At 35.7% G+C, this 18,829-nt stretch carries 21 protein-coding genes and 1 tRNA gene; 10 read left to right on the top strand and 12 right to left on the bottom strand.

Features of this window, described 5'->3' with window-relative positions:
* Positions 1-185 precede the first annotated feature (185 nt).
* On the bottom strand, positions 186-686 hold the full coding sequence (locus ACMT7R_RS12870; protein ID WP_415312355.1) for a ferredoxin family protein: 501 nt from the start codon (positions 684-686) through the stop codon (positions 186-188).
* An 862-nt stretch (positions 687-1,548) separates the two neighbouring features.
* On the opposite strand from ACMT7R_RS12870, the gene ACMT7R_RS12865 reads away from it, so the two are divergent.
* Positions 1,549-2,523: a hypothetical protein gene (locus tag ACMT7R_RS12865; protein ID WP_415312354.1), complete on the top strand. Its 975-nt coding sequence runs from the start codon at positions 1,549-1,551 to the stop codon at positions 2,521-2,523.
* Positions 2,524-2,821: 298 nt separating this feature from the next.
* On the opposite strand, the gene ACMT7R_RS12860 is transcribed toward ACMT7R_RS12865, so the two are convergent.
* Complete coding sequence (locus tag ACMT7R_RS12860; RefSeq protein WP_415312353.1) at positions 2,822-3,748, bottom strand: cache domain-containing protein; 927 nt, start codon at positions 3,746-3,748, stop codon at positions 2,822-2,824.
* Between the two features lie 363 nt (positions 3,749-4,111).
* Positions 4,112-4,792, bottom strand: a complete 681-nt coding sequence (locus ACMT7R_RS12855) for a type 1 glutamine amidotransferase domain-containing protein (protein WP_415312352.1) — start codon at positions 4,790-4,792, stop codon at positions 4,112-4,114.
* 317 nt (positions 4,793-5,109) lie between these two features.
* Here ACMT7R_RS12855 and ACMT7R_RS12850 point away from each other — a divergent pair, with 317 nt between their 5' ends.
* Positions 5,110-5,421, top strand: a complete 312-nt coding sequence (locus ACMT7R_RS12850; RefSeq protein WP_415312351.1) for a putative quinol monooxygenase — start codon at positions 5,110-5,112, stop codon at positions 5,419-5,421.
* Positions 5,422-5,724: 303 nt separating this feature from the next.
* Here ACMT7R_RS12850 and ACMT7R_RS12845 read toward each other — a convergent pair.
* The 5 genes from ACMT7R_RS12845 to ACMT7R_RS12825 form a co-directional block, all read right to left on the bottom strand.
* Positions 5,725-5,813, bottom strand: a tRNA-Lys gene (locus ACMT7R_RS12845).
* 84 nt (positions 5,814-5,897) lie between these two features.
* On the bottom strand, positions 5,898-6,494 hold the full coding sequence (locus ACMT7R_RS12840; RefSeq protein WP_415312350.1) for an SRPBCC family protein: 597 nt from the start codon (positions 6,492-6,494) through the stop codon (positions 5,898-5,900).
* A 64-nt stretch (positions 6,495-6,558) separates the two neighbouring features.
* Positions 6,559-7,533 carry an iron-containing alcohol dehydrogenase gene (locus ACMT7R_RS12835; RefSeq protein ID WP_415312349.1) on the bottom strand — a complete coding sequence of 325 codons (975 nt, stop codon included), beginning with the start codon at positions 7,531-7,533 and terminating at the stop codon, positions 6,559-6,561.
* Positions 7,534-7,690: 157 nt separating this feature from the next.
* Positions 7,691-8,263, bottom strand: a complete 573-nt coding sequence (locus ACMT7R_RS12830) for a hypothetical protein (RefSeq protein ID WP_415312348.1) — start codon at positions 8,261-8,263, stop codon at positions 7,691-7,693.
* Between the two features lie 63 nt (positions 8,264-8,326).
* On the bottom strand, positions 8,327-8,587 hold the full coding sequence (locus ACMT7R_RS12825) for a hypothetical protein (protein ID WP_415312347.1): 261 nt from the start codon (positions 8,585-8,587) through the stop codon (positions 8,327-8,329).
* Positions 8,588-8,623: 36 nt separating this feature from the next.
* Between ACMT7R_RS12825 and ACMT7R_RS12820 the strand changes: the two genes are divergently transcribed.
* The 3 genes from ACMT7R_RS12820 (at position 8,624) to ACMT7R_RS12810 (ending at position 11,501) form a co-directional block, all read left to right on the top strand.
* Positions 8,624-9,076, top strand: coding sequence for a hypothetical protein (locus ACMT7R_RS12820; protein WP_415312346.1), 453 nt, complete (start codon positions 8,624-8,626; stop codon positions 9,074-9,076).
* 49 nt (positions 9,077-9,125) lie between these two features.
* A complete protein-coding gene (locus ACMT7R_RS12815; RefSeq protein ID WP_415312345.1) occupies positions 9,126-10,208 on the top strand; it encodes a hypothetical protein in 1,083 nt (360 codons plus the stop codon).
* A 378-nt stretch (positions 10,209-10,586) separates the two neighbouring features.
* Positions 10,587-11,501 (top strand): adenylate/guanylate cyclase domain-containing protein, encoded by a 915-nt coding sequence (locus ACMT7R_RS12810; protein WP_415312344.1) that lies wholly within the window; start codon positions 10,587-10,589, stop codon positions 11,499-11,501.
* Between the two features lie 638 nt (positions 11,502-12,139).
* Here ACMT7R_RS12810 and ACMT7R_RS12805 read toward each other — a convergent pair.
* Together ACMT7R_RS12805 and ACMT7R_RS12800 are read right to left on the bottom strand one after the other, a co-directional pair.
* On the bottom strand, positions 12,140-12,649 hold the full coding sequence (locus ACMT7R_RS12805) for a GTP-dependent dephospho-CoA kinase family protein (protein WP_415312343.1): 510 nt from the start codon (positions 12,647-12,649) through the stop codon (positions 12,140-12,142).
* A 204-nt stretch (positions 12,650-12,853) separates the two neighbouring features.
* On the bottom strand, positions 12,854-13,939 hold the full coding sequence (locus ACMT7R_RS12800; protein WP_415312342.1) for an Mrp/NBP35 family ATP-binding protein: 1,086 nt from the start codon (positions 13,937-13,939) through the stop codon (positions 12,854-12,856).
* A 165-nt stretch (positions 13,940-14,104) separates the two neighbouring features.
* Here ACMT7R_RS12800 and ACMT7R_RS12795 point away from each other — a divergent pair, with 165 nt between their 5' ends.
* The 3 genes from ACMT7R_RS12795 to nadC are packed head-to-tail and all read left to right on the top strand — an operon-like array spanning position 14,105 to position 15,884.
* On the top strand, positions 14,105-14,740 hold the full coding sequence (locus tag ACMT7R_RS12795) for a DNA-directed RNA polymerase (RefSeq protein WP_415312341.1): 636 nt from the start codon (positions 14,105-14,107) through the stop codon (positions 14,738-14,740).
* 28 nt (positions 14,741-14,768) lie between these two features.
* Complete coding sequence (gene spt4 / locus ACMT7R_RS12790) at positions 14,769-14,957, top strand: transcription elongation factor subunit Spt4 (protein WP_415312340.1); 189 nt, start codon at positions 14,769-14,771, stop codon at positions 14,955-14,957.
* Positions 14,958-14,963: 6 nt separating this feature from the next.
* Complete coding sequence (gene nadC, locus ACMT7R_RS12785; protein WP_415312339.1) at positions 14,964-15,884, top strand: carboxylating nicotinate-nucleotide diphosphorylase; 921 nt, start codon at positions 14,964-14,966, stop codon at positions 15,882-15,884.
* Between the two features lie 112 nt (positions 15,885-15,996).
* Here the strand turns inward: nadC and nadA are convergent, their stop codons facing one another.
* On the bottom strand, positions 15,997-16,947 hold the full coding sequence (gene nadA / locus ACMT7R_RS12780) for a quinolinate synthase NadA (protein WP_415312338.1): 951 nt from the start codon (positions 16,945-16,947) through the stop codon (positions 15,997-15,999).
* Between the two features lie 152 nt (positions 16,948-17,099).
* Here nadA and ACMT7R_RS12775 point away from each other — a divergent pair, with 152 nt between their 5' ends.
* The gene (locus tag ACMT7R_RS12775) at positions 17,100-17,279 is read left to right on the top strand and encodes a 30S ribosomal protein S30e (RefSeq protein WP_148687371.1); all 180 of its coding nucleotides are present in this window, start codon (positions 17,100-17,102) and stop codon (positions 17,277-17,279) included.
* Positions 17,280-17,569: 290 nt separating this feature from the next.
* Here the strand turns inward: ACMT7R_RS12775 and ACMT7R_RS12770 are convergent, their stop codons facing one another.
* Positions 17,570-18,151, bottom strand: a complete 582-nt coding sequence (locus ACMT7R_RS12770; RefSeq protein ID WP_415312337.1) for a DDE-type integrase/transposase/recombinase — start codon at positions 18,149-18,151, stop codon at positions 17,570-17,572.
* A 213-nt stretch (positions 18,152-18,364) separates the two neighbouring features.
* On the opposite strand from ACMT7R_RS12770, the gene ACMT7R_RS12765 reads away from it, so the two are divergent.
* A complete protein-coding gene (locus ACMT7R_RS12765) occupies positions 18,365-18,817 on the top strand; it encodes a 50S ribosomal protein L15e (protein ID WP_415312336.1) in 453 nt (150 codons plus the stop codon).
* Positions 18,818-18,829: the final 12 nt, after the last annotated feature.

The raw sequence follows: 18,829 nt of genomic DNA, 5'->3' as shown, positions 1-18,829 counted from the left end.
ATTTATTGCTAATTAGATTATAAAGAAAAACTTAATTTTTGATTCTAAAACATTATTAGATATAAATTCGTTACTACTACAAATTGGTAGCGTGTTCGGTGGAAATCGTGTGAAAAGTCACATGGGTCTAATAATAAACAAACCCTATTTCAAAGTCAAAATAACGTTGATTTATTTCTCAGTATTTAACCAAATGATTTTAACATTTCTTCATGAACTGGTAAATTAGCCTCATCTACCTTGATTGAAGTAGTAGGACACACTGTCACGCATGCCATACACCAAATACACGCCTTTTCCCTAATGGGATCTGGTTTGTCAGTATAGTCTTTTCTGCCTTCTCTGTTACTATCATCTCCGGTCCCTTCACTTACCGCATTTACCATTTCTATTGCTGGAACATCCTGTTCTGATCTGTACCATTGATATACTTGAACTGGACAAGCCTCGATACATGCTCCGTCAGAAATACATGAATCCCAGTCCACTGCTACAAATGTTCCATGGACACCCAAGGGGACATATTCTTCTCCTCTTGTCTTGTATGCATCTTGAACTTCCTTATTGGTAGAGGATTCTGCATCTGCTCTTCCTGGTCCCCAAACCAGATGAGTATAATCTCCATCTGAAGTTGAATGCTTTCCTACTACTTTGTGATTTTTTGGAAACTCTGGATCTATTGTCATATCCCTATGTTGTTAACAAAGTTGATATAAGTTAACCGGTGCACTGGTTCCGACGATATAAAATTGTGTAGGATTCTGTAGTATTGTATGGTGGCTATTAGGTTCGAACTTAACATGCTCCATATGAGAGCGAGACTCTGCCTGAACCAACACTCTAAGCGGCTGTACAAGTATTTCTTCAAAAAGAAGGTGAATAGATGTTTGTCGCTTTAAACCCGAAATAAATTAGGAAAATAAAAATACAAATTAAGAAAGAAATTATAAAGAGATTGTCTACACTATAAGAGATAACATTTGATGTTTTGATTTGGCATTCGTAATCAGTCTTAAATGACATGATATCCCCTGTTATGACCAAAGATTTTCATGGATATCATTTAGGACTTGCTTAAAGGGATATGGATTATCTCAGTTTTTTAGGTTTTTTGATTGAAAAGAACCATTTGAATATGCTAAAGTTAATCTTGTGAAATATGAAGGGAATATTATAGTTGCTATAAATTGGTAGCTGGTTCGGTGGTATGTGAAACAAATTTGACTCATTTTTGTCACTCAATTTTATCATAACAATGATATTCACATGTGGAAATCATGAGGATATCCATATGAGTCCAAAATAAGTTAGAAATTTTTTTTGAAATTAAAGGTGAATTAATTCCAAGCGCTACGAAAACTAATAGACGTGAATGTCATAATTATTAATCTATGGATGAACCTGTAAATGCTAAACCATCTTACATGAATAATATTTTCAATATGATTAGCTGACTAGTAATCAAAATTTTATGTCAAAATAAACAAAAGTTCTCCAAATTGGGTTAAAGTAAAATATTTTATATTACCATCATAATCCATTTCATAATTGTCTAATCATTGTAATTTATCTCCAATTATACTAAGTATTTTTGTTGTTATTTTGCTTGGGTTTAATTCTACTTTAGCAGGAATTTCTTCTACGTTATTTTTTTCTAATGGCGGAGGCGAGATTACCCAGAATAATTTAATGACATTATATGTTTTTGCATCCCCGGATGAGGAAGTTGATGACACCAGCGGCAACAACGAAGATGCTGGTGAAGATAGTCAAGGAGTACCTGACGAGGAATCTGGTGACACCAGCAGCAACAACGAAGATGCTGGTGAAGATAGTCAAGGAGTACCTGACGAGGAATCTGGGGACAGCAACAACAACAACAACGAAGATGCCAGTCAAGATAGTCAAGGATTACAAGATGTAGTAAGGAACACAACCACTGTCAACCCTTCTTTAACCGCTTTGTCTGATCCACCGCAAAATGAACAATGTCCAGCTGGATCACCAGAAGGATGCTATGTGAAACCAGCTCCTATAAATGCTAGAGTATCATGTCAACCAGGCGAAATGGAACTAAAGAACGTTCCAGGCGGTCCTAAGGGTATCATGTGTGCACCTATTCCACCAGAGGAATGTCCAGCGGGATCACCAGAAGGATGCTATGTGAAACCAGCTCCTATAAATGCTAGAGTATCATGTCAACCAGGCGAAATGGAACTAAAGAACGTTCCAGGCGGTCCTAAGGGTATCATGTGTGCACCCATCCAATCCACACAAAATCAAGAGGGTCCACCTGATCCTATTGGAGAAAAGGAAATGCTATCACAAAATAACATACCGACTCTTGATGAATCCAATTCCGAAACCACAGTAACAAAATCTTCTCCAGCTTCCTGTGATTCTCAAGGAACTTTATTTGATCCAATTACAGGTATGTGTAAAAATCCACAAAGTATACAAGATTGTGCGAAGATTATGCAAAGATATGATCCAAACCAAGGAAAATGCATTAGATTTTTTTAGGCTAAACAGATATGATGACCAGTAAAGAGGAAATGTATTTCATAAATCCATGTTTATTATTTCATATCTATGATAGTTCGGTGGGATATTGTATTACTACCCGAAATAATTAACGCCATCAGTCATGTACGTGGAAAAAAGGATTGATTGTCTTATAGCGTTACTATTATTAGTAGCGGGCTCGGTGGAAATCGTGTAGAATTTCACATGGGTTCGATACATATTGATGGTTACATATGGTTTATGAGGCTCTATCTTAAGAAATAAAATAAGAATGGTTAATGAGCCGTAACAAAGTTCAGGAGTTATGAGAGATAGATAACAAAATCCATTTCGTTTGGGCAAAATCAATAGGTGCGTAAGAAATTGTCATATTTCTCCCATTGATATTTTCCATAATCAATCCCAACTCACCACCTTTGGCGTTTTTAAAGCTTTGAAGTCCATCGAATGACTCTGAAATATTATTGTTAGATGCTGAATCAGATATTTCAGTACCATTATTGTCGAGAAGTAGTATTCTAGTATCGTTATTATCTATGGACTTTATCATTTCATTAAAGTGAGTGAAGTTTAATCCTAATGCCAGCATCCCTACAAGTGTACTATTTGTTGTCTTGTCAGAAAAGATTGGAGTGGCTAGAACAGCAATTGGCTTTCCTGTTGATGCTGCAGTAATGACGTTGCTTAAGTATGGTTGACTGGACTCTTGTGCACCGATAATATGTTCTCGATATCCATAATTGGCAACAGAACTATTTGCTTGGGATGGATAATAAGGTTCACTAAAGTAGGTGTCACCATTTGGAAAGTTCATTCCAATGAATGATAAGGATGGATTATCTGCCAATAACTTTTTAGCTTCATTTCTTTTATCTATATCCTGATCGCTAGGAATTCCACGGTGTTGTTGTTGTATATCAGTAGTCAGATTTACTATGGGAAAGTTTCCAAAAGAATTCGTTAAATTCATTGACTGATGTGCAATATCCATTATTTTTGTAATTTCCATTTCTAATGATTGATAGACTGAATAAAGTCCCAAGTCTTCTAGTTTTTCTGATTCTGTAATATTTGGATTAAGTGATATATCATTATTTAATTGAATATCACCGTTTTGTGAATATATGCTTGTAGCGGGAATGAACATGAATAGTATTACAATAGATCCAAGTAAGAGTATATTAGATGGTTTTACCCATAAATGAGGTTCTTTAAACATCATATGGAATCCATACTTGTTATTTATAAAATTTAAGAAATTTAGAAATTATCCAGGTGGACAATCAGAAGATAAAAATATCTTTCCTAGAAAGCCAACCGAATAGGATAGTAGGAATATCCTGAATCTTATCTGAATAGGACAGATCACCTGGCGAATTATTCATATTTTCTTTTGATAATCAATAACCAAATAAAATAATTTGCCTAATGTTGACACCATAATGGATAATCATTGTTTGTTACTATAAATAGGTATCTGATTCGGCAGGATTAGGTTCCATATGGTGTAAGGGTTCAGATATTTTAATATAGATTTGACCTACTGTAATTTACAACGCTATTATAGATTCGAGCTTTAATGGATTTATTTCAAGACTTCTACTACTCTTCTAGCTGCTAGAAGAGATGATGCAGGATTTTGTCCAGTTATTATTTGACCATCAGTTACAATAAATGGTTTAAAATTCTCGGTTTTCTCAAAGTTGCCTCCTAATTCTTTCATTTTATCTTCTAGTAAGAATGGAACCGTCTTATCCAGTTTAACAGTATGTTCTTCGTCGTTAGTAAATCCAGTCACTCTCTTATCCTTTAGAATAGAGTTACCATTATAGTCTGTGGCTTGTAACAATCCTGCAGGACCATGACAAACTGCAGAAATTATTTTCTTGTTGTTGTAAAAACTCTCGACTATCCGCTTCAAATCTTTGTCCTGTGACAAATCCCACATTGGACCATGACCGCCAGGTAAGAACAGGGTATCATACTCGCCGTCTGAAATTTCGTTTAGAATCAAAGTATTTTCTAATTGCTGTTTAACTACCAGATCATTTTGAAGGCGTTTAGTAGATTCACTTTGATTTTCTGGTTGTAAACTTTTTGGATCGACTGGGGGTTTTCCACCCTTTGGAGATGCGATAACAACGTCATAACCATTATCTACAAATTCATAGTAGGGACTTGCGAATTCTTCAAGCCAATATCCGGTTTTTTGTCCGGTATCTCCTAATTTATCATGAGAAGGCAATACAAAAAGGACTTTTTTCATACAAATAAGTAATCAGCATGATATAAAACGAATGTAACTGATTTAACTCACGAGGGCAGTCTTTTTATCAAATTTGGGTTTCATGTTTACTCTAATAAACAATGCTTTAATAATTTTGATATTTATCACAATTCAGTATTTTCAGTTCTTGACCTTACTTAAATACAAAAAAAGTAATATATAATGTCATTACTATACATTGGTAGCTAGTTCGGTGGAAATCATGAGGATATCCACATGAGTCCTTTTATATATAAAAGACCATCTAGCGTAAGAGAACTTTTAAAAGATATAAGGATAAAAGTAAAGGAGTAAAAATGTCAAGTCAAACCAATCAAGTAAGAGTAATAGTTCGAATCAAAGCAAAGGAAGGAAAAAAACAAGAGCTACTAGATTTATTGTTACCTTTAGTAAATCCTCCAAGAAAACGCGAAGGTAATGTTACATATACTTTTAATGTAGCGACCGAAGATCCTAATGAATTATTATTTGATGAGGTATGGGAAAACAATGAAGCTTATGATAAACACTACAACAATCAAGAATCAGTAGACTTGAGGGCCAAAATTCAAGATTTGGTATCAAAGCCGATTGAATTTAAATTATATAGGGAAATTACAGGTCCCTAATTTTATCTGATATTCCTTTTCGTGTATCACTTCACGATCAGACAATAATTTCATTCTAGTAATGTAGATGAAGAATCGCGTAATGGTGCGAATATGTATTCAGGCTCACCTATGCACCAACTACAGTCGGCAGAGCAAGACAGTAGTGTGTTGTCCTGAAAATAGACTATAGGGAAAATGTGCTAGATGTATTGAAAGTATCCAGAGCAATTGGATATAAGCAGACTTAATTTCTTTTCAAAAGTAAAAGTTATTATACAAATTTTATTGATTATATATTATATCGTTACTCTCTATTGGTAGCGGGTTCGGTGGGATTCGGACCCACGACATTTTAACCTCTTTCGATCTGGTTAAGAGCCAGACGCTCTACCTGGCTGAGCTACGAACCCTACGATTAAATCAAATCACTAAAACACTATTTAAATCAAACTAAGCAGAATAATCAAAATTTTAAAGTGGAAAAAATTGGGCTTTTATGCCGGAGCAGTGGCAGTTGCTTTCTGATTTTGATTTATAATCGCAACAATAGCCTCAGAAACTGAACACTTTCGACTCTCTTTTTCTTTTAATACCTTTCTATAAGCTTCTAGTGTAATATATACTGGAATTGATCCGGTTCCCTCCAATAACGCTTTAACACGATACAAACCGTTTTCCATCCCTCTTTCGGCTATTTTCTTTAGTTTTACTTTATCTATCAAGCCCCCTAATGGACCCATTGGCATATCATAATCCACAGTAAGGGTAGTTCTTGTCTTTTTTTCTTCCAATTCATCAAAATCGACTGTGATTTGCCAGTGTTTAAAAGGTCCTTCAATCATTTTAGCTACTATTTTCTTGTGTGGAATATAATCAATAGTTTCACAATCCCATTCTAGTTTTTTACCGTCAAAATCTCCACTTATTCTGAAGATCGTACCTACTCCAAATCCGTTTTTTACTTCTAATGGAATTACATTTAGACCCATATTTTCTGGAAATTGATCTGCCATATGCTCTGGCCTTGCAAAATAAGTAAAAACCTCACTCAATGGTGCAGCAATATCCATACTCTTGTTAATGGTAGTCATAAGATAACATGATTAGGAAAGAATATGAATTTATAGTTTTTCCTAGTAAAAAAATGAAAATTAATTATGCAAGTGGATTGCTATTTACAATCTCATCCAAGCATTTTATAATATCCTGTTTTGATACTTCTTTTGGATTATTGTCAAGATGTCCCCTATCAGGCATGATTACATCGGCAGCTTCATCTAACGGCAGTTTGAGTTTTAGAGGCTCAAATTTCAGTTTTTGACATATTTTCTTAAATCTGTCGGTATATTGAGAATTATTAAATTTATGGGCCACAGTCGTGCACGAGGACAACGAATATCCGTGAGGAACACCTTCATTAGAAAATACGTATGAAAGTGCATGTCCCAGAGTAGTTGATGAATTTCCAAACCCTATACCCGATAGCATAGCGCCGTATGGTAGCAATTCTGGTTTATCATTGATTATGGCGTCTTCTAATATGTCAAATGCTTCTTTGCAGAATAATTTGGTTAAGGGATTTGCAAGCTTACTATCATAACCTTCTGATGCTTGTGCAGCTGCATCACAGGCAGAATTACGCATAATATTGAAAGGCGTTCCCGGTAAGAAATAAGGATCTACTATTGCGGCATCTGCCAAAAATGCTTCATCTTGTAAAAGTTTTTTCTTATGATCAAAACTAATCACTGCATATGTAGTCATCTCTGCCCCAGTTCCAAATGTAGTGGGAATTAATATCTTTGGAACACCCGTAAGCTTGCTTAGATATTTACAGACGTCCATGGAGCTGCCTCCCCCCAATCCTATGTAACAAGAAATATTCTTTCCTTCAAACTCATTCTTTATAGATTCAATAGTTTCAATAGCTGGATCAGGTGTAACTTTATCATAAACTATATAATTTTTTATGCCCATATACTCGGTCCATTTTTCATAAATTTTGCTTTCAGTAGTCGTTATAATCAATGCATTGTCAGGGTAATCAAATTCCTTTGCTGCGTTTTCCCCGTAGGCTATTTTCTTTGGAATTAATATCTTCCACACATTACCCTTGGAATGTTTTTTCAATTTAAATATTTTCTTCCATTTGGATTCTCAGTAAATCTAGTTTAAGGGGTTTTTGAAAACAGCTAATCTCGCCCAATTCGTATGGAAGTTCATCATTTGTAAGCAAGACTTGTGTACGTTCTACAACAAACACTTACTACTAACAAATGTTTCCATATTATTGACTATTAGTAGCATCTTTAGCGTTTTTGCTATCTTTAGGTTTCTTAGGTTCTGACATTTCTAGGCTTTTTTCATACCTGAGTCCTGCCAACTCCATTTTCGCAAGAAGAATATCTAAGCCTAGTTTTTCCAATTCAGTTTTCTTTTTTTCAATGTAATCGATAATATCAAAAACTGATACTTCTAATCGAGCAACGTATTCAGATACTTTTACAATATCAGAAATAATTTTGGTAGGATCTTCTATGTCATTCTTATAATTATAAATACTCAATGCTTGTAGGAATTTCTCTACCTTTTCCTCAGGCAATCCCAACACATTCAACATATTTCTCAAACGTAACGAAAAAGCCAAGTCATTTAGTCCAATACCTTGTTTTTTCATATCTACTGCAACACTTCTTAGCAAATCTATATCGGTGATTATGCCTTTTCTACACTCTTGAAGTATATTCGATACAGTTCCGACGGATATACCAGTACAAGAAGATATATCTTCGTGTGATTTTCCAGACACCAGCCCGTACAAAACTTGCAATCTTATCGCCCGAGGAATTTTACTACCCAATCAATATTTCAATAATATAATAATCAAAACTATATATAATAAAAATAGAGCAACTAGATAGCCTTAATTTGTGGCTGATGCTGTTTGAGGGCGGTTTGATTGCTGTTTGAGGGCGGTTTGATTGCTGTTTGAGGGCGGTTTGATTGCTGTTTGAGGGCGGTTTGATTGCTGTTTGAGGGCGGTTTGATTGCTGTTTGAGGGCGGTTTGATTGCTGTTTGAGGGCGGTTTGATTGCTGTTTGAGGGCGGTTTGATCTTGATACAAGCTCTCCATAGGGAATTTAACTGGTGTAAGTTGAAAATCTCGTTCACCAGTCTTGATCAATGATTAAAAGGCTGTTTATTCAAGTATAGATAAAGGATGCAACAAAACACCTTCCATTATCCTACCCTGATTTATGATAATTACTGCTCCTCATGCTCCAAATTTGCCATGGCCATCTATATCCTTTCCAGAAAAAGAATAGAAATTATGGGCCATTTTGATACAGAAAGGTCAACTCAGTTAAAAAAGATGGTTTTCAAGGATTACTCCAAGGATCCAACACGAATGTTTTGGTATGTTAAGGAGGGAAGTGCTTTTGCCTCTCGCTCTGGATTGATAGAAATCTTGAAAGATTTGCCTCAGATGATTTTAGGCACTTCAAAGTACGATAAAGTTGCCCTAATTGACCAAAAGTGTTCAAAGGCTTGCTACATTGGAAATAATTTTTATTCAAGGTATGGCTGTGGAGACGATCCAAAGAGCATTTCCAAGCGTATTAGATATTTGCTAAAAAACTCTGATTCGCTACATTGGAGCATTCAAGAATAAGCTTGTTGATTAGACTTAAAAGAGAGAAAAATTCTAACAGTTTATTGAGTTGTTTGGTATCGAAATTTCTTCCGATATTCTGATTATTGCCATTTTTGTCCAGATGGCTATCATAACAATTTTGATTTTTACAATTTTAACCAAATTATACAAGAGTAACCCTGATTCTACATCTGCTTCTTCTAAAAATACAGAGCTAGACAAAAAAGTAGATAAAAAATTAACCGGAATGCAAATTAGGCTCAGCGAAATCTTGTCAGAAATATCATCTGCGACTAGGGAACAAAAAGAATCCATTTCAAACCTGGCTGCCGCGGTAGCAGTTGCTCCTGCTGCTCCCGTTGTTGCTCCTGCTGCTACCGATCCCACTGTTGGTGAAGCCTGCACAACTGATGCAACAGCGGGTGTATCAACCTCTGTAAATACCTTCCCGATTACTGAAAATATTTCCTCGTTAACAAGAATGAACCAGTTTGCTACTAGCGACAATGCCAATGCTGCTATCAACTCTGCCATCTCGGCAAAACCATCAACATTTGCATCAGAATTATTTGATCGATCAGACGATTTTCCCGTTTCTAAATCAGAATTTTTGGATATAGATTTGGACCACGGCTCGACTGGGAATCATAACAAAGAGCCTGATACTTTGGATTCAGAATTACATAAAGTACCTAAAGTTGTTCATGCATCAACACATACATCCCCCGATACATCAGATACATCAGAAGCGATTAAATCTTCAGATTCTAGCTCACATCATCACCCAATTAGTCCTGCCGACTCACGTCACTATTATCATCCACAATCCCACAACCACTATAATCGCCGTCAGTATTACGACGGTTTATCATCTGAATCTAGTAATTTGGGTAAAAATATAGATGATATATTTCGTGGTTCTGGTAAAAATGATAATAATGGTAACGAGGAAGACAACCTATCTCAGCACCAAGATTTCAATAAGAAAGAAGATCCTGACCCTAAAAAACTAATCATACCCGGCGAAAAAAACAGTAACCCAGAATTAGATAAGATAGATAAAGAGATATTGATTGCACTCCAGAGGCTGGGTGGAATGGATAATTCCGATGATCTAGAGAACAGAAACGACGCGAGGATCATAAAATAAAGAGAAAATGGAGTGATGCTATCTACAATGATTCAATGCTAATGATTCTGGTACATGTGGTGAAATATCTGAAATGAACTCGTAGCTGGGATTTGATCGATAGTAATAAGCAATTTGAACTCTTTTTCAATGAAAATTACCGGCACAATAGTTATTGATAAAAATTTTAAGGGATAATTTGTCACTATATACATTTTAATGATGAGTTGAAATCATTGCAGTATAGAGAGAAAAAGGGGTAGGTGACCAAGGGGATCTCAAATTCGGAAGACAAGACAGTGGAAAAACAATGATCAACCAATCAAGCTTGACAAATACGAACAGCATCAAACGATCATCAACCTTTTTGATTCAGGCATTCCCCCGGAAATTATTTCTTTGCAATTAGATGTCGATTTGGATGAAGTTATAGAAGTCATTAAAAAAATAAATGATAGAAAGGAAAAGGAAAACGACAGCAGACTAATAACCAGTTCCAGCGTAAACGATCTGTCTGTTTTTCATGTGGATGCTTTAATTGACATCCAAAAAATAATTTCTGCTTCACAATCAAGCATGTGGAAGGCACTAAGATCTGATCCCATTTTCACCGCCCCATTTGAAGAAACTCAAGAGATTCTAAGTGTTTACAACTATGACAAGATCAAATTAATAATTTTAAATATCGACATTGTAGGCTCTACAAAACTCTCAATGAACCTGCCCATAGAGCGTGTTTCAAAAATCATACAAACATTTACGCAGGAGATGACAAAAATCATTCGACTCTATGGTGGTTACGTGTTAAAATACGTTGGCGATGCCATCCTTGGTTTTTTCAATGTGAGCTCTGAGCACTTGTACACCCTATGTATAAATGCCATAAATTGTGCTCGCACGATGATAAAGGTAATTAATCAAGGATTTAATCCGGTTTTTGGACAGTATGACTACCCTGAACTTGGAGTCAGGATAGGAATAGATTATGGAGAAAATGTAATTGTAAAGTATTATCCCCACGTAGATAAAATAGATGATTTATCAGCATATGATTATAAAACGATCCAAAAAAGCAGTGATTTGATTTCAGCAAAAAAGCCGGTTTATGATATATTGGGTTATACTATCAGCATTGCTTCGAAAATGACAACTTATGCACGGGTCAATCACATAATTGTTGGACAGCTTATCTATGACGCCTTATCTGCAGAGGAACAGGAATACTTTTCTATTGTAGATATCGATCCTGAAAACTGGAATTATATCAGCGACGAAACAGGATCCATTTACAAATTATATCTAAATAGAGCCTAAGTAACATGCTCTGTTTCAAAAACATATTCAAAACTTTCTGTCTATTTATGAGATATGATTATCACAATATAGGTTGCGTCATTGTCATTTATGCTAGGATAAGGGGGGGCAGTGCACAAAATGACAATGATGATGATGAATAAAGACAGGTAGAGAGAAAGGCGAGTGTAGAGCCCCGATATTTGTATTTGACGAAACCGTAAATAAGCAAAAGAGATAAGGATTTATTTTTCAAATGCATATTCTGTTTTATGACCAAAGTATGCTCATTCTGTGAAACTGCCGTCATAAATGAATCTGAAAGCGTTTGTACAGACTGTAGGAAAAAGTATAGAATTGGTTCCTATGATAACAGTAAAGACGGGTGCGGCTGTGATTGCTAAGCAAAAAATCAATTTAATATTTTAAGAAACACACAGGTTTCTATCACCTTTTATTAAGATCTTTGATCTTTGTGTTTGATTATTATTCGTTTTGTGTTTTGGCCGAAATTCATTTCTATCCTTACCGTGCGCATATATATACACGGCCAAGTTCATCTCATATGCTGTCAGAATCAGGGTCAGACAATGGTAAAAATTAAATCATCTAATTAAGTCATACAGCCACCGTATCATCATACCCTGTATTAGAGAATCTTAAATGAACGCTTTATTAAATATTAACATGGCTTTTTTCTTTGAATCTTCGGTGACCTGAACAATAACCAGCCCCTCGTTTGGTTGACCATAGCAAATCACCCAATCATTTGGCGAATACATCAAAAATGGAAGGGCAACTAGGTCCTCTTCTCCTTTTATGATTATGCGAATTTTAGAGTCATATGCATTTGCCAAAATTAACTTTTTTACCTCCAAAACCACCTGTTCTGATAATTCTCCAGGTTTATTATCTAGATGGATAGTTTTATCAACAGGATATTCGAATTTTGAGGCTTTGATAACCCTTTTTTCCATGCAATCTGTAACAGAAATATCTGGAATAAACCCAAAGCCAACTAGTTTTTCTGTAGTTGTATCTCCAACTGCGATTACCTTTGGAGCCTTTTTCAATATCTCTGTTACTAAGTCTATAGTAACTTCATTATCCCTTATAAGCGTCCCAAATGGTTCTTTCAAAAGGTCTAATTTAGTCGGATCTAATATCATTTTTTAATTAAGTAAACTAACTGTAGGAATCATTATATTCAAACATTTCTTGACTTTAATATCTGTGTAAATCTGCGAGTTTTTTTTGTGATGTTGGCCCATCTCATCTCTACTTGGTTGCAACTATTTCTTTCGCTGGTATTCTAAAGACGATTATGTGTGCGGATAGAAAAAAATTTATTTCAAGGTTATTATTAAATAATTTTACTTTTGTTGAGCTTGCTCTTGGGCCTTTTCTTGATCCATTAGCTCTGAGGCTATTACACTAATTCTTCCTGCGGTAATCTTGGAAATCTTGTAAAATGCCTGAGCATACTCTGAGTCTGGGTCAGAGAGAATAACAGAAGTCCCGGTATCACTACCTTTCATTATTTGAGATGTAAGAGGAATTTCTCCAATAAATGGCACCTTAAATTGCTCGCTTATCTTAAGGCCACCTCCCTCACCGAAAATGTGAATTTTTTCGCTACAATTATGGCACTTTAGGTAACTCATGTTTTCAACAACACCTATGATTGGAATATTTAACTTGTTAAACATGCCAATAGACTTGACTGCTACATTCATAGCAACTTCCTGTGGAGTAGTAACGATTAAAATTCCTGTGATCGGGATAGTTTGAGCCATGGTAAGAGGAGCATCTCCTGTTCCTGGTGGAAGATCAATAATCAAATAGTCCAACTCACCCCAGTTGACGTCTGTAATGAACTGTTTGACAATTCCTGCGATAATAGGTCCACGATAAATTCCGGCTTGCTGCGATTGCTCATAGAAAAAGCCCATAGACATTACCTTTACATTTTCAGTAACAGGTGGTTGTATTTTGCCCTCAAGAACCTCAGGAACCTCTTTTAGTCCGAGCATCAGTGGCACACTTGGTCCGTAAACATCTGCGTCTAAAATACCCACCTTGGCTCCAGTCTTTGCAAGAGCGATAGCCAAATTAACCGAAACAGTAGTTTTTCCAACACCACCTTTTCCGCTTGCTACGGCCAAGATGTTTTTGACCCCCGGAAGAATTTGGTCCATGGTTATTGTTCGACCTTCCATAACACGGGCCGTTACCTTAAGATCCAAGTCTTTTATGCCTAAGTTTGAAATTGTATTTCTGACATCCTGTTCGATTTCGCTGTTAAAAGGACATGCAGGAGTCGTTAATTCCAGAGTAAAAGCAAGTTTATCTTCGTTAATTGAAATATCTTTAATCATCCCCATAGATACTATATCCTTATGTAACTCAGGATCTTTCACATTTTTCAGAGCACTGATGACTTTATCCACGGTAACCATGATGATATAAAAATCGGGTTACTATTCTATTTAAATCATTCATTCTCAAAATCAATAATAACTCGAACTTAGAAAAAGACACGTATTTATTGGTGGGGCGCAATTTGGTCATAAAAACATAAAGTTCATAAACTGATGGTTCTGGATATATGTCTTATCTTTATTATGTTTGCTATAGCACATATGTCCGATGTAGTAAGAATTCCTCCTAGTAAGCTAACTAATTCTCTAAAGTTAACAGCTATTGGAATATTAAAGGAAAAATACGAAAGCATGGTTAGCGCCGATCTGGGATATGTTATTCTGATTATTGATGCTGAGACTAATGCTGTGGGAAAGGTGATTGCTGGCGATGGCGCAACGTACCACAAGGTTAATTTCACAGCATTAACATTTTATCCAAAACTTCACGAGGTTGTTGAAGGTGAAGTTGTTGAAATTACTGATTTTGGTGCATTTGTTAGAATAGGACCTACTGATGCACTCTTGCATTTATCTCAAATTACAGATGATTACCTAAAGAGTGATGTAAAACAGGGTTTGATATTGTCAAATCAATCTGAAAAGACCCTACGCATTGGATCCAAGATACGATCAAGAATCACTGCCATAAGCTTGGGAAAGAGTGCATCCATGGGTAAGATTGGTATAACTTGTAGGCAGCCATTTTTGGGAGCATTAGAGTGGGTAGAAAAGGAAATACGACGCGCACAGGGAGGAAGCGACGAAGGTGCTGGCAGCAATTCAGGAGATAAGAAAATTCCTGCAGATCCCAAGGCAGGCAAAAAAGACAAAAGATAAAAGAGTAATCAAAACATAGTGATCAATATTGGTAAAAGAAGTTGCATGCAAGAAATGTAAAGCTCTGACAACTGGCAAGATGTGTCCGGTTTGCAAATCAACAGAACTTTCAAAAGATTGGTTTGGAATAATGCTGGTGCTTAATCCCAAAAAATCAAAGGTTGCAGCGACTTTAGAAATAACAGTTCCACACAAATATGCTCTGAAAGTAACCTAATTTGAATTGAAAAATTCAGATACCTTTTACAATTTCGATAGTTTAAAGGAAAATTTTTTTTTTAATTCTGAATTAGAATTAAGAACCACTTTATCCAATTTTTTGATTGAGGATATAGGAACAGGAGATATCACCAGCAATTTATTGATACCACAAGAAAAAACGTCCTCTGGAACTATGGTTTGCAAAAATGATGATAAAGGTAGAACCATAATAGCCAGTGGGCTTGCCGAAGCAAAAATGATTTTTGAAATTTGTGATTGTGATGTAACACAATTGGTGAAAGACGGTTCGGTTATTTCAAAGGGTACGGAGGTGATGTCAATAAGTGGATCTGCTAGGTCCATATTGAAGGCTGAAAGAACTGCGCTTAACATTGTTATGCGCATGAGCGGTATTTCCACTAAAACCCGGCAGTTTGTAGACAAGCTTGGTGACTTGTCACAATTTGTCCGCATAGCATCGACACGGAAAACAGCTCCCGGATTAAGATATTTCGATAAGAAGGCAGTAGTCCTTGGAGGAGGGATTGCGCATAGAAAGAGAATGGATCAATTGATACTAATAAAAGATAACCACATAGCCGTAGTTGGGTCGGTGAAAAAGGCAATTGAATTGGCAAAAAGTGCTTTTGGAGATAAAAGAAAAATAGAATGCGAGGTAGTAAACCTTGACGGTATTGTGGATGCCATAAATTCAGGGGCTGACATTGTTATGTTGGACAATTTTACACCAGAGATGGTCCGACATTCATTGGAGAAAATTAGAGAATTTGGCCTACGAGACAGAGTGATTATAGAAATTTCTGGGGGTATTAACTACGACAACATTTATGACTATGCTTCATCCCGCCCAGATGTTATTTCAATAGGTTCGCTAACACATTCAGTCAAATCAATAGATTATAGTCTCGAGATCTCAAGTTAGATTGAACGAAATCGAAAAACTAATTTTGTCTGTCATATGTAAGAAAAAAGAAGTGCTTCTGGTTTTCTTGTAACTTTGGATTTTCACTTGACTCCCTGTGATCATTAAATAGTTACGATATTGCAAGCATTCTTTCTATTGGAACGATCGCCTTTCTTGCAATGTTTTCAGGAACCTTGACCTCGTACACATTATTAACCAAAGAATTGTATACTTTTTCAATAGTTATCTTTTTCATATATTTACAGATTGCATCATCCTTTATGGGAATGAATTCTTTGGATGGGTTTTCTTGACGCATACGGGACAATATTCCTACCTCAGTTGCTATCAGAAATTGATTATTTTTAGACACTCGTGCCTCGTTCATCATGCCCTCGGTAGACAGTATTTTGCTTTCCTTATTAATGTCACCCTTTGAAACGTGGTAAAGAGTAGACGAGGTGCAGCTACACTCAGGATGTACCATAAATTCTGCATTTCTATACTTATTAAGCATCAAGTTGATATCTTTATCAGTTATACCAGCGTGTACGTGGCATTCACCGGGCCAAATTTTAATATTCTTTCTCTTAGTCACCTCTGCGACATAGGCTCCCAAAAACATGTCTGGCAAAAACAAAACAGTAGTATCTTTAGGAATACTTTGTACTACTTTGACTGCGTTAGAAGACGTGCAACAATAATCTGACAACGCCTTTATCTCTGCAGATGTATTTACGTAGCTAACTACTACCGCGTCAGGATTTTCATTTTTCCATTTCAAAAGTTCATTTGAATTAATAGATGAAGCAAGAGAGCATCCAGCTTCCAAATCAGGAATAAGCACCTTTTTGTCAGGACTGATTATCGAGGCAGTTTCGGCCATGAAATGAACCCCACAAAAAATTATGTATGAAGCATCTGTCTCTCCGGCCATTCTGGATAATTTAAGAGAGTCCCCAACAAAGTCAGCAACATCCTGAACTTGTGAAATTTGATAATTGTGAGCTAGAATGATAGCATTATTCTCTTTTTTGAGCCTTTGTATCTCCCTAGTAAGGTCTAAATTCAGAACTGACATATGTTGCAAAACTGATAAAGATATTCTTCAATTTAAATAATAGTGATTTAGTCCTTCATTGCCATTAATATATCAAACTGGGTAAGAGTTGCCTATAATTTCAAAATGTATCAGATGTATACAATAAATATGAGATTCTTTATACGTATGTTATGCCGACTCACGGATCGTTAACTAAAGCCGGAAAGGTTAGAGGACAAACACCTAAAATTCAGGCCAGAGAGAGAACTAGCCCATCATCAAAAGTAAGAAATAAGAATAATTTTGTAAAAAGATTTGAAAAAAGAATTCAGCCTGGTCAGAAAAAACCCGAAAGAATGCACAGACGATAAAAACAGTTTACAAGAATATACATAGTACTTAAAAATTCTTTTGCTCAACACTTTATGAGCAACCTACCCTTTCCTATGTTATTCTTTTCCGATTCTCAACAATCCAATCTTTTTGAGCAAACCATATTTTCTGGTTATTATAAATAAGCTTGTATGTTTCGGTACGTGTATGATTATTTTTAAATTCGTATCTTCTTTGTCATTATCTTCATATCCAGAATTGCAGTACAATAAGGTGCTGTTAACTTAAGAACAAATCTCCTCCTTATCATGATAATCAACAAACAGGTTTAACCATTTCCGTACATGGTTGAGTTGAGTTTGCAATTCTTTTTTCTACAGGGAAAGTAATCTTCAAAGCATTCTTTAGTTCTGTCTTTGATGTATTGCATTTTCCTCTCAATCAGACTTTTCTCCAAAGGAGAATGGGTGTGGTGTTTTAGTTTAAGGAATTGCCAAGCCATTGGGTACCACGTACTACCTCCATCCGTAGATACTGGATGATTTCCATGAGCCTTTATTAGATCAGACATAAACTTTTCAGCAACAAGCATGTTTCTCTCTTTAGTTATATTTTGTGCGAGAATCAGCCTGTTTTCTGGCTCAATCGCAACCCAAAGCCATATAAATTCTGAACCAACTTTTAGAATAGTCTCGTCTACAATGTATTCTGAAATCTTATTTTTCCTTGTTGATAATTTCCCTTCATGATGACATTTTTGAATCCACTTCCAGATGGATACATGACTTCTTTTTACTCGATGCAGATATGATAATGCTTTTACAACATTTCTTAATGATAGTCCAAGAAAATACAAATACAGACTATAACCAATATACTGTGAAGGTGTTCTGTTTCTTTTACTGATCATGATTGAAATAGAGCAACTTAAAGCTATAGGTTTATCATTAAGTTAACAGCACCTACAATAACCAGTATAATAATAATTAGATACACCAACGCTACCACCCCCAGCTAAAGAATATTGGTCCCGTTCAAAATTGATAGATAATAGGTTGATTGAGTAGCACATCATCTTCGGCCCATATAAAATATTAATGGGTAAAAATAATTCAATATCATAATGTATAGCCATATTGCGGAAACATGGAAGTTGATGTTGAAAACTAGGTCTCCAGAGTTAAAGAATAAAGCATATCAATGGAGAAGAGAACCCACTTTAAATAGAATTGATCATCCTAGTCGATTAGATAGAGCCAGAGCATTAGGATACAAGGCTAAACAAGGCATTGTTGTGGTTAGAGCCCGTGTAGGCCGAGGTGGAATGAGAAAACAGCGTCCAGTATCAGGAAGAAGGCCCAAACATATAGGTGTGGTGCATATAAAGCAAAAAATCAGCATGAAAAGAGTAGCTGAAAGGCGTGTTAATGAAAAATATATTAACATGAAAGTTATGGGTTCCTATTTGGTTTACCAAGATGGAATGTATTCGTGGTTTGAAGTAATTTTAATTGACCCAAGTCATCCATCAATTACAAAAGATAAAGAAATGAGAAGCAGGATAAATTTCAACTAATTTATTTCATCG

The organism is Candidatus Nitrosocosmicus sp. FF01 (assembly GCF_047711275.1).
Lineage (GTDB): Archaea > Thermoproteota > Nitrososphaeria > Nitrososphaerales > Nitrososphaeraceae > Nitrosocosmicus.
This window is presented reverse-complemented; position numbering and strand designations above follow the sequence as displayed.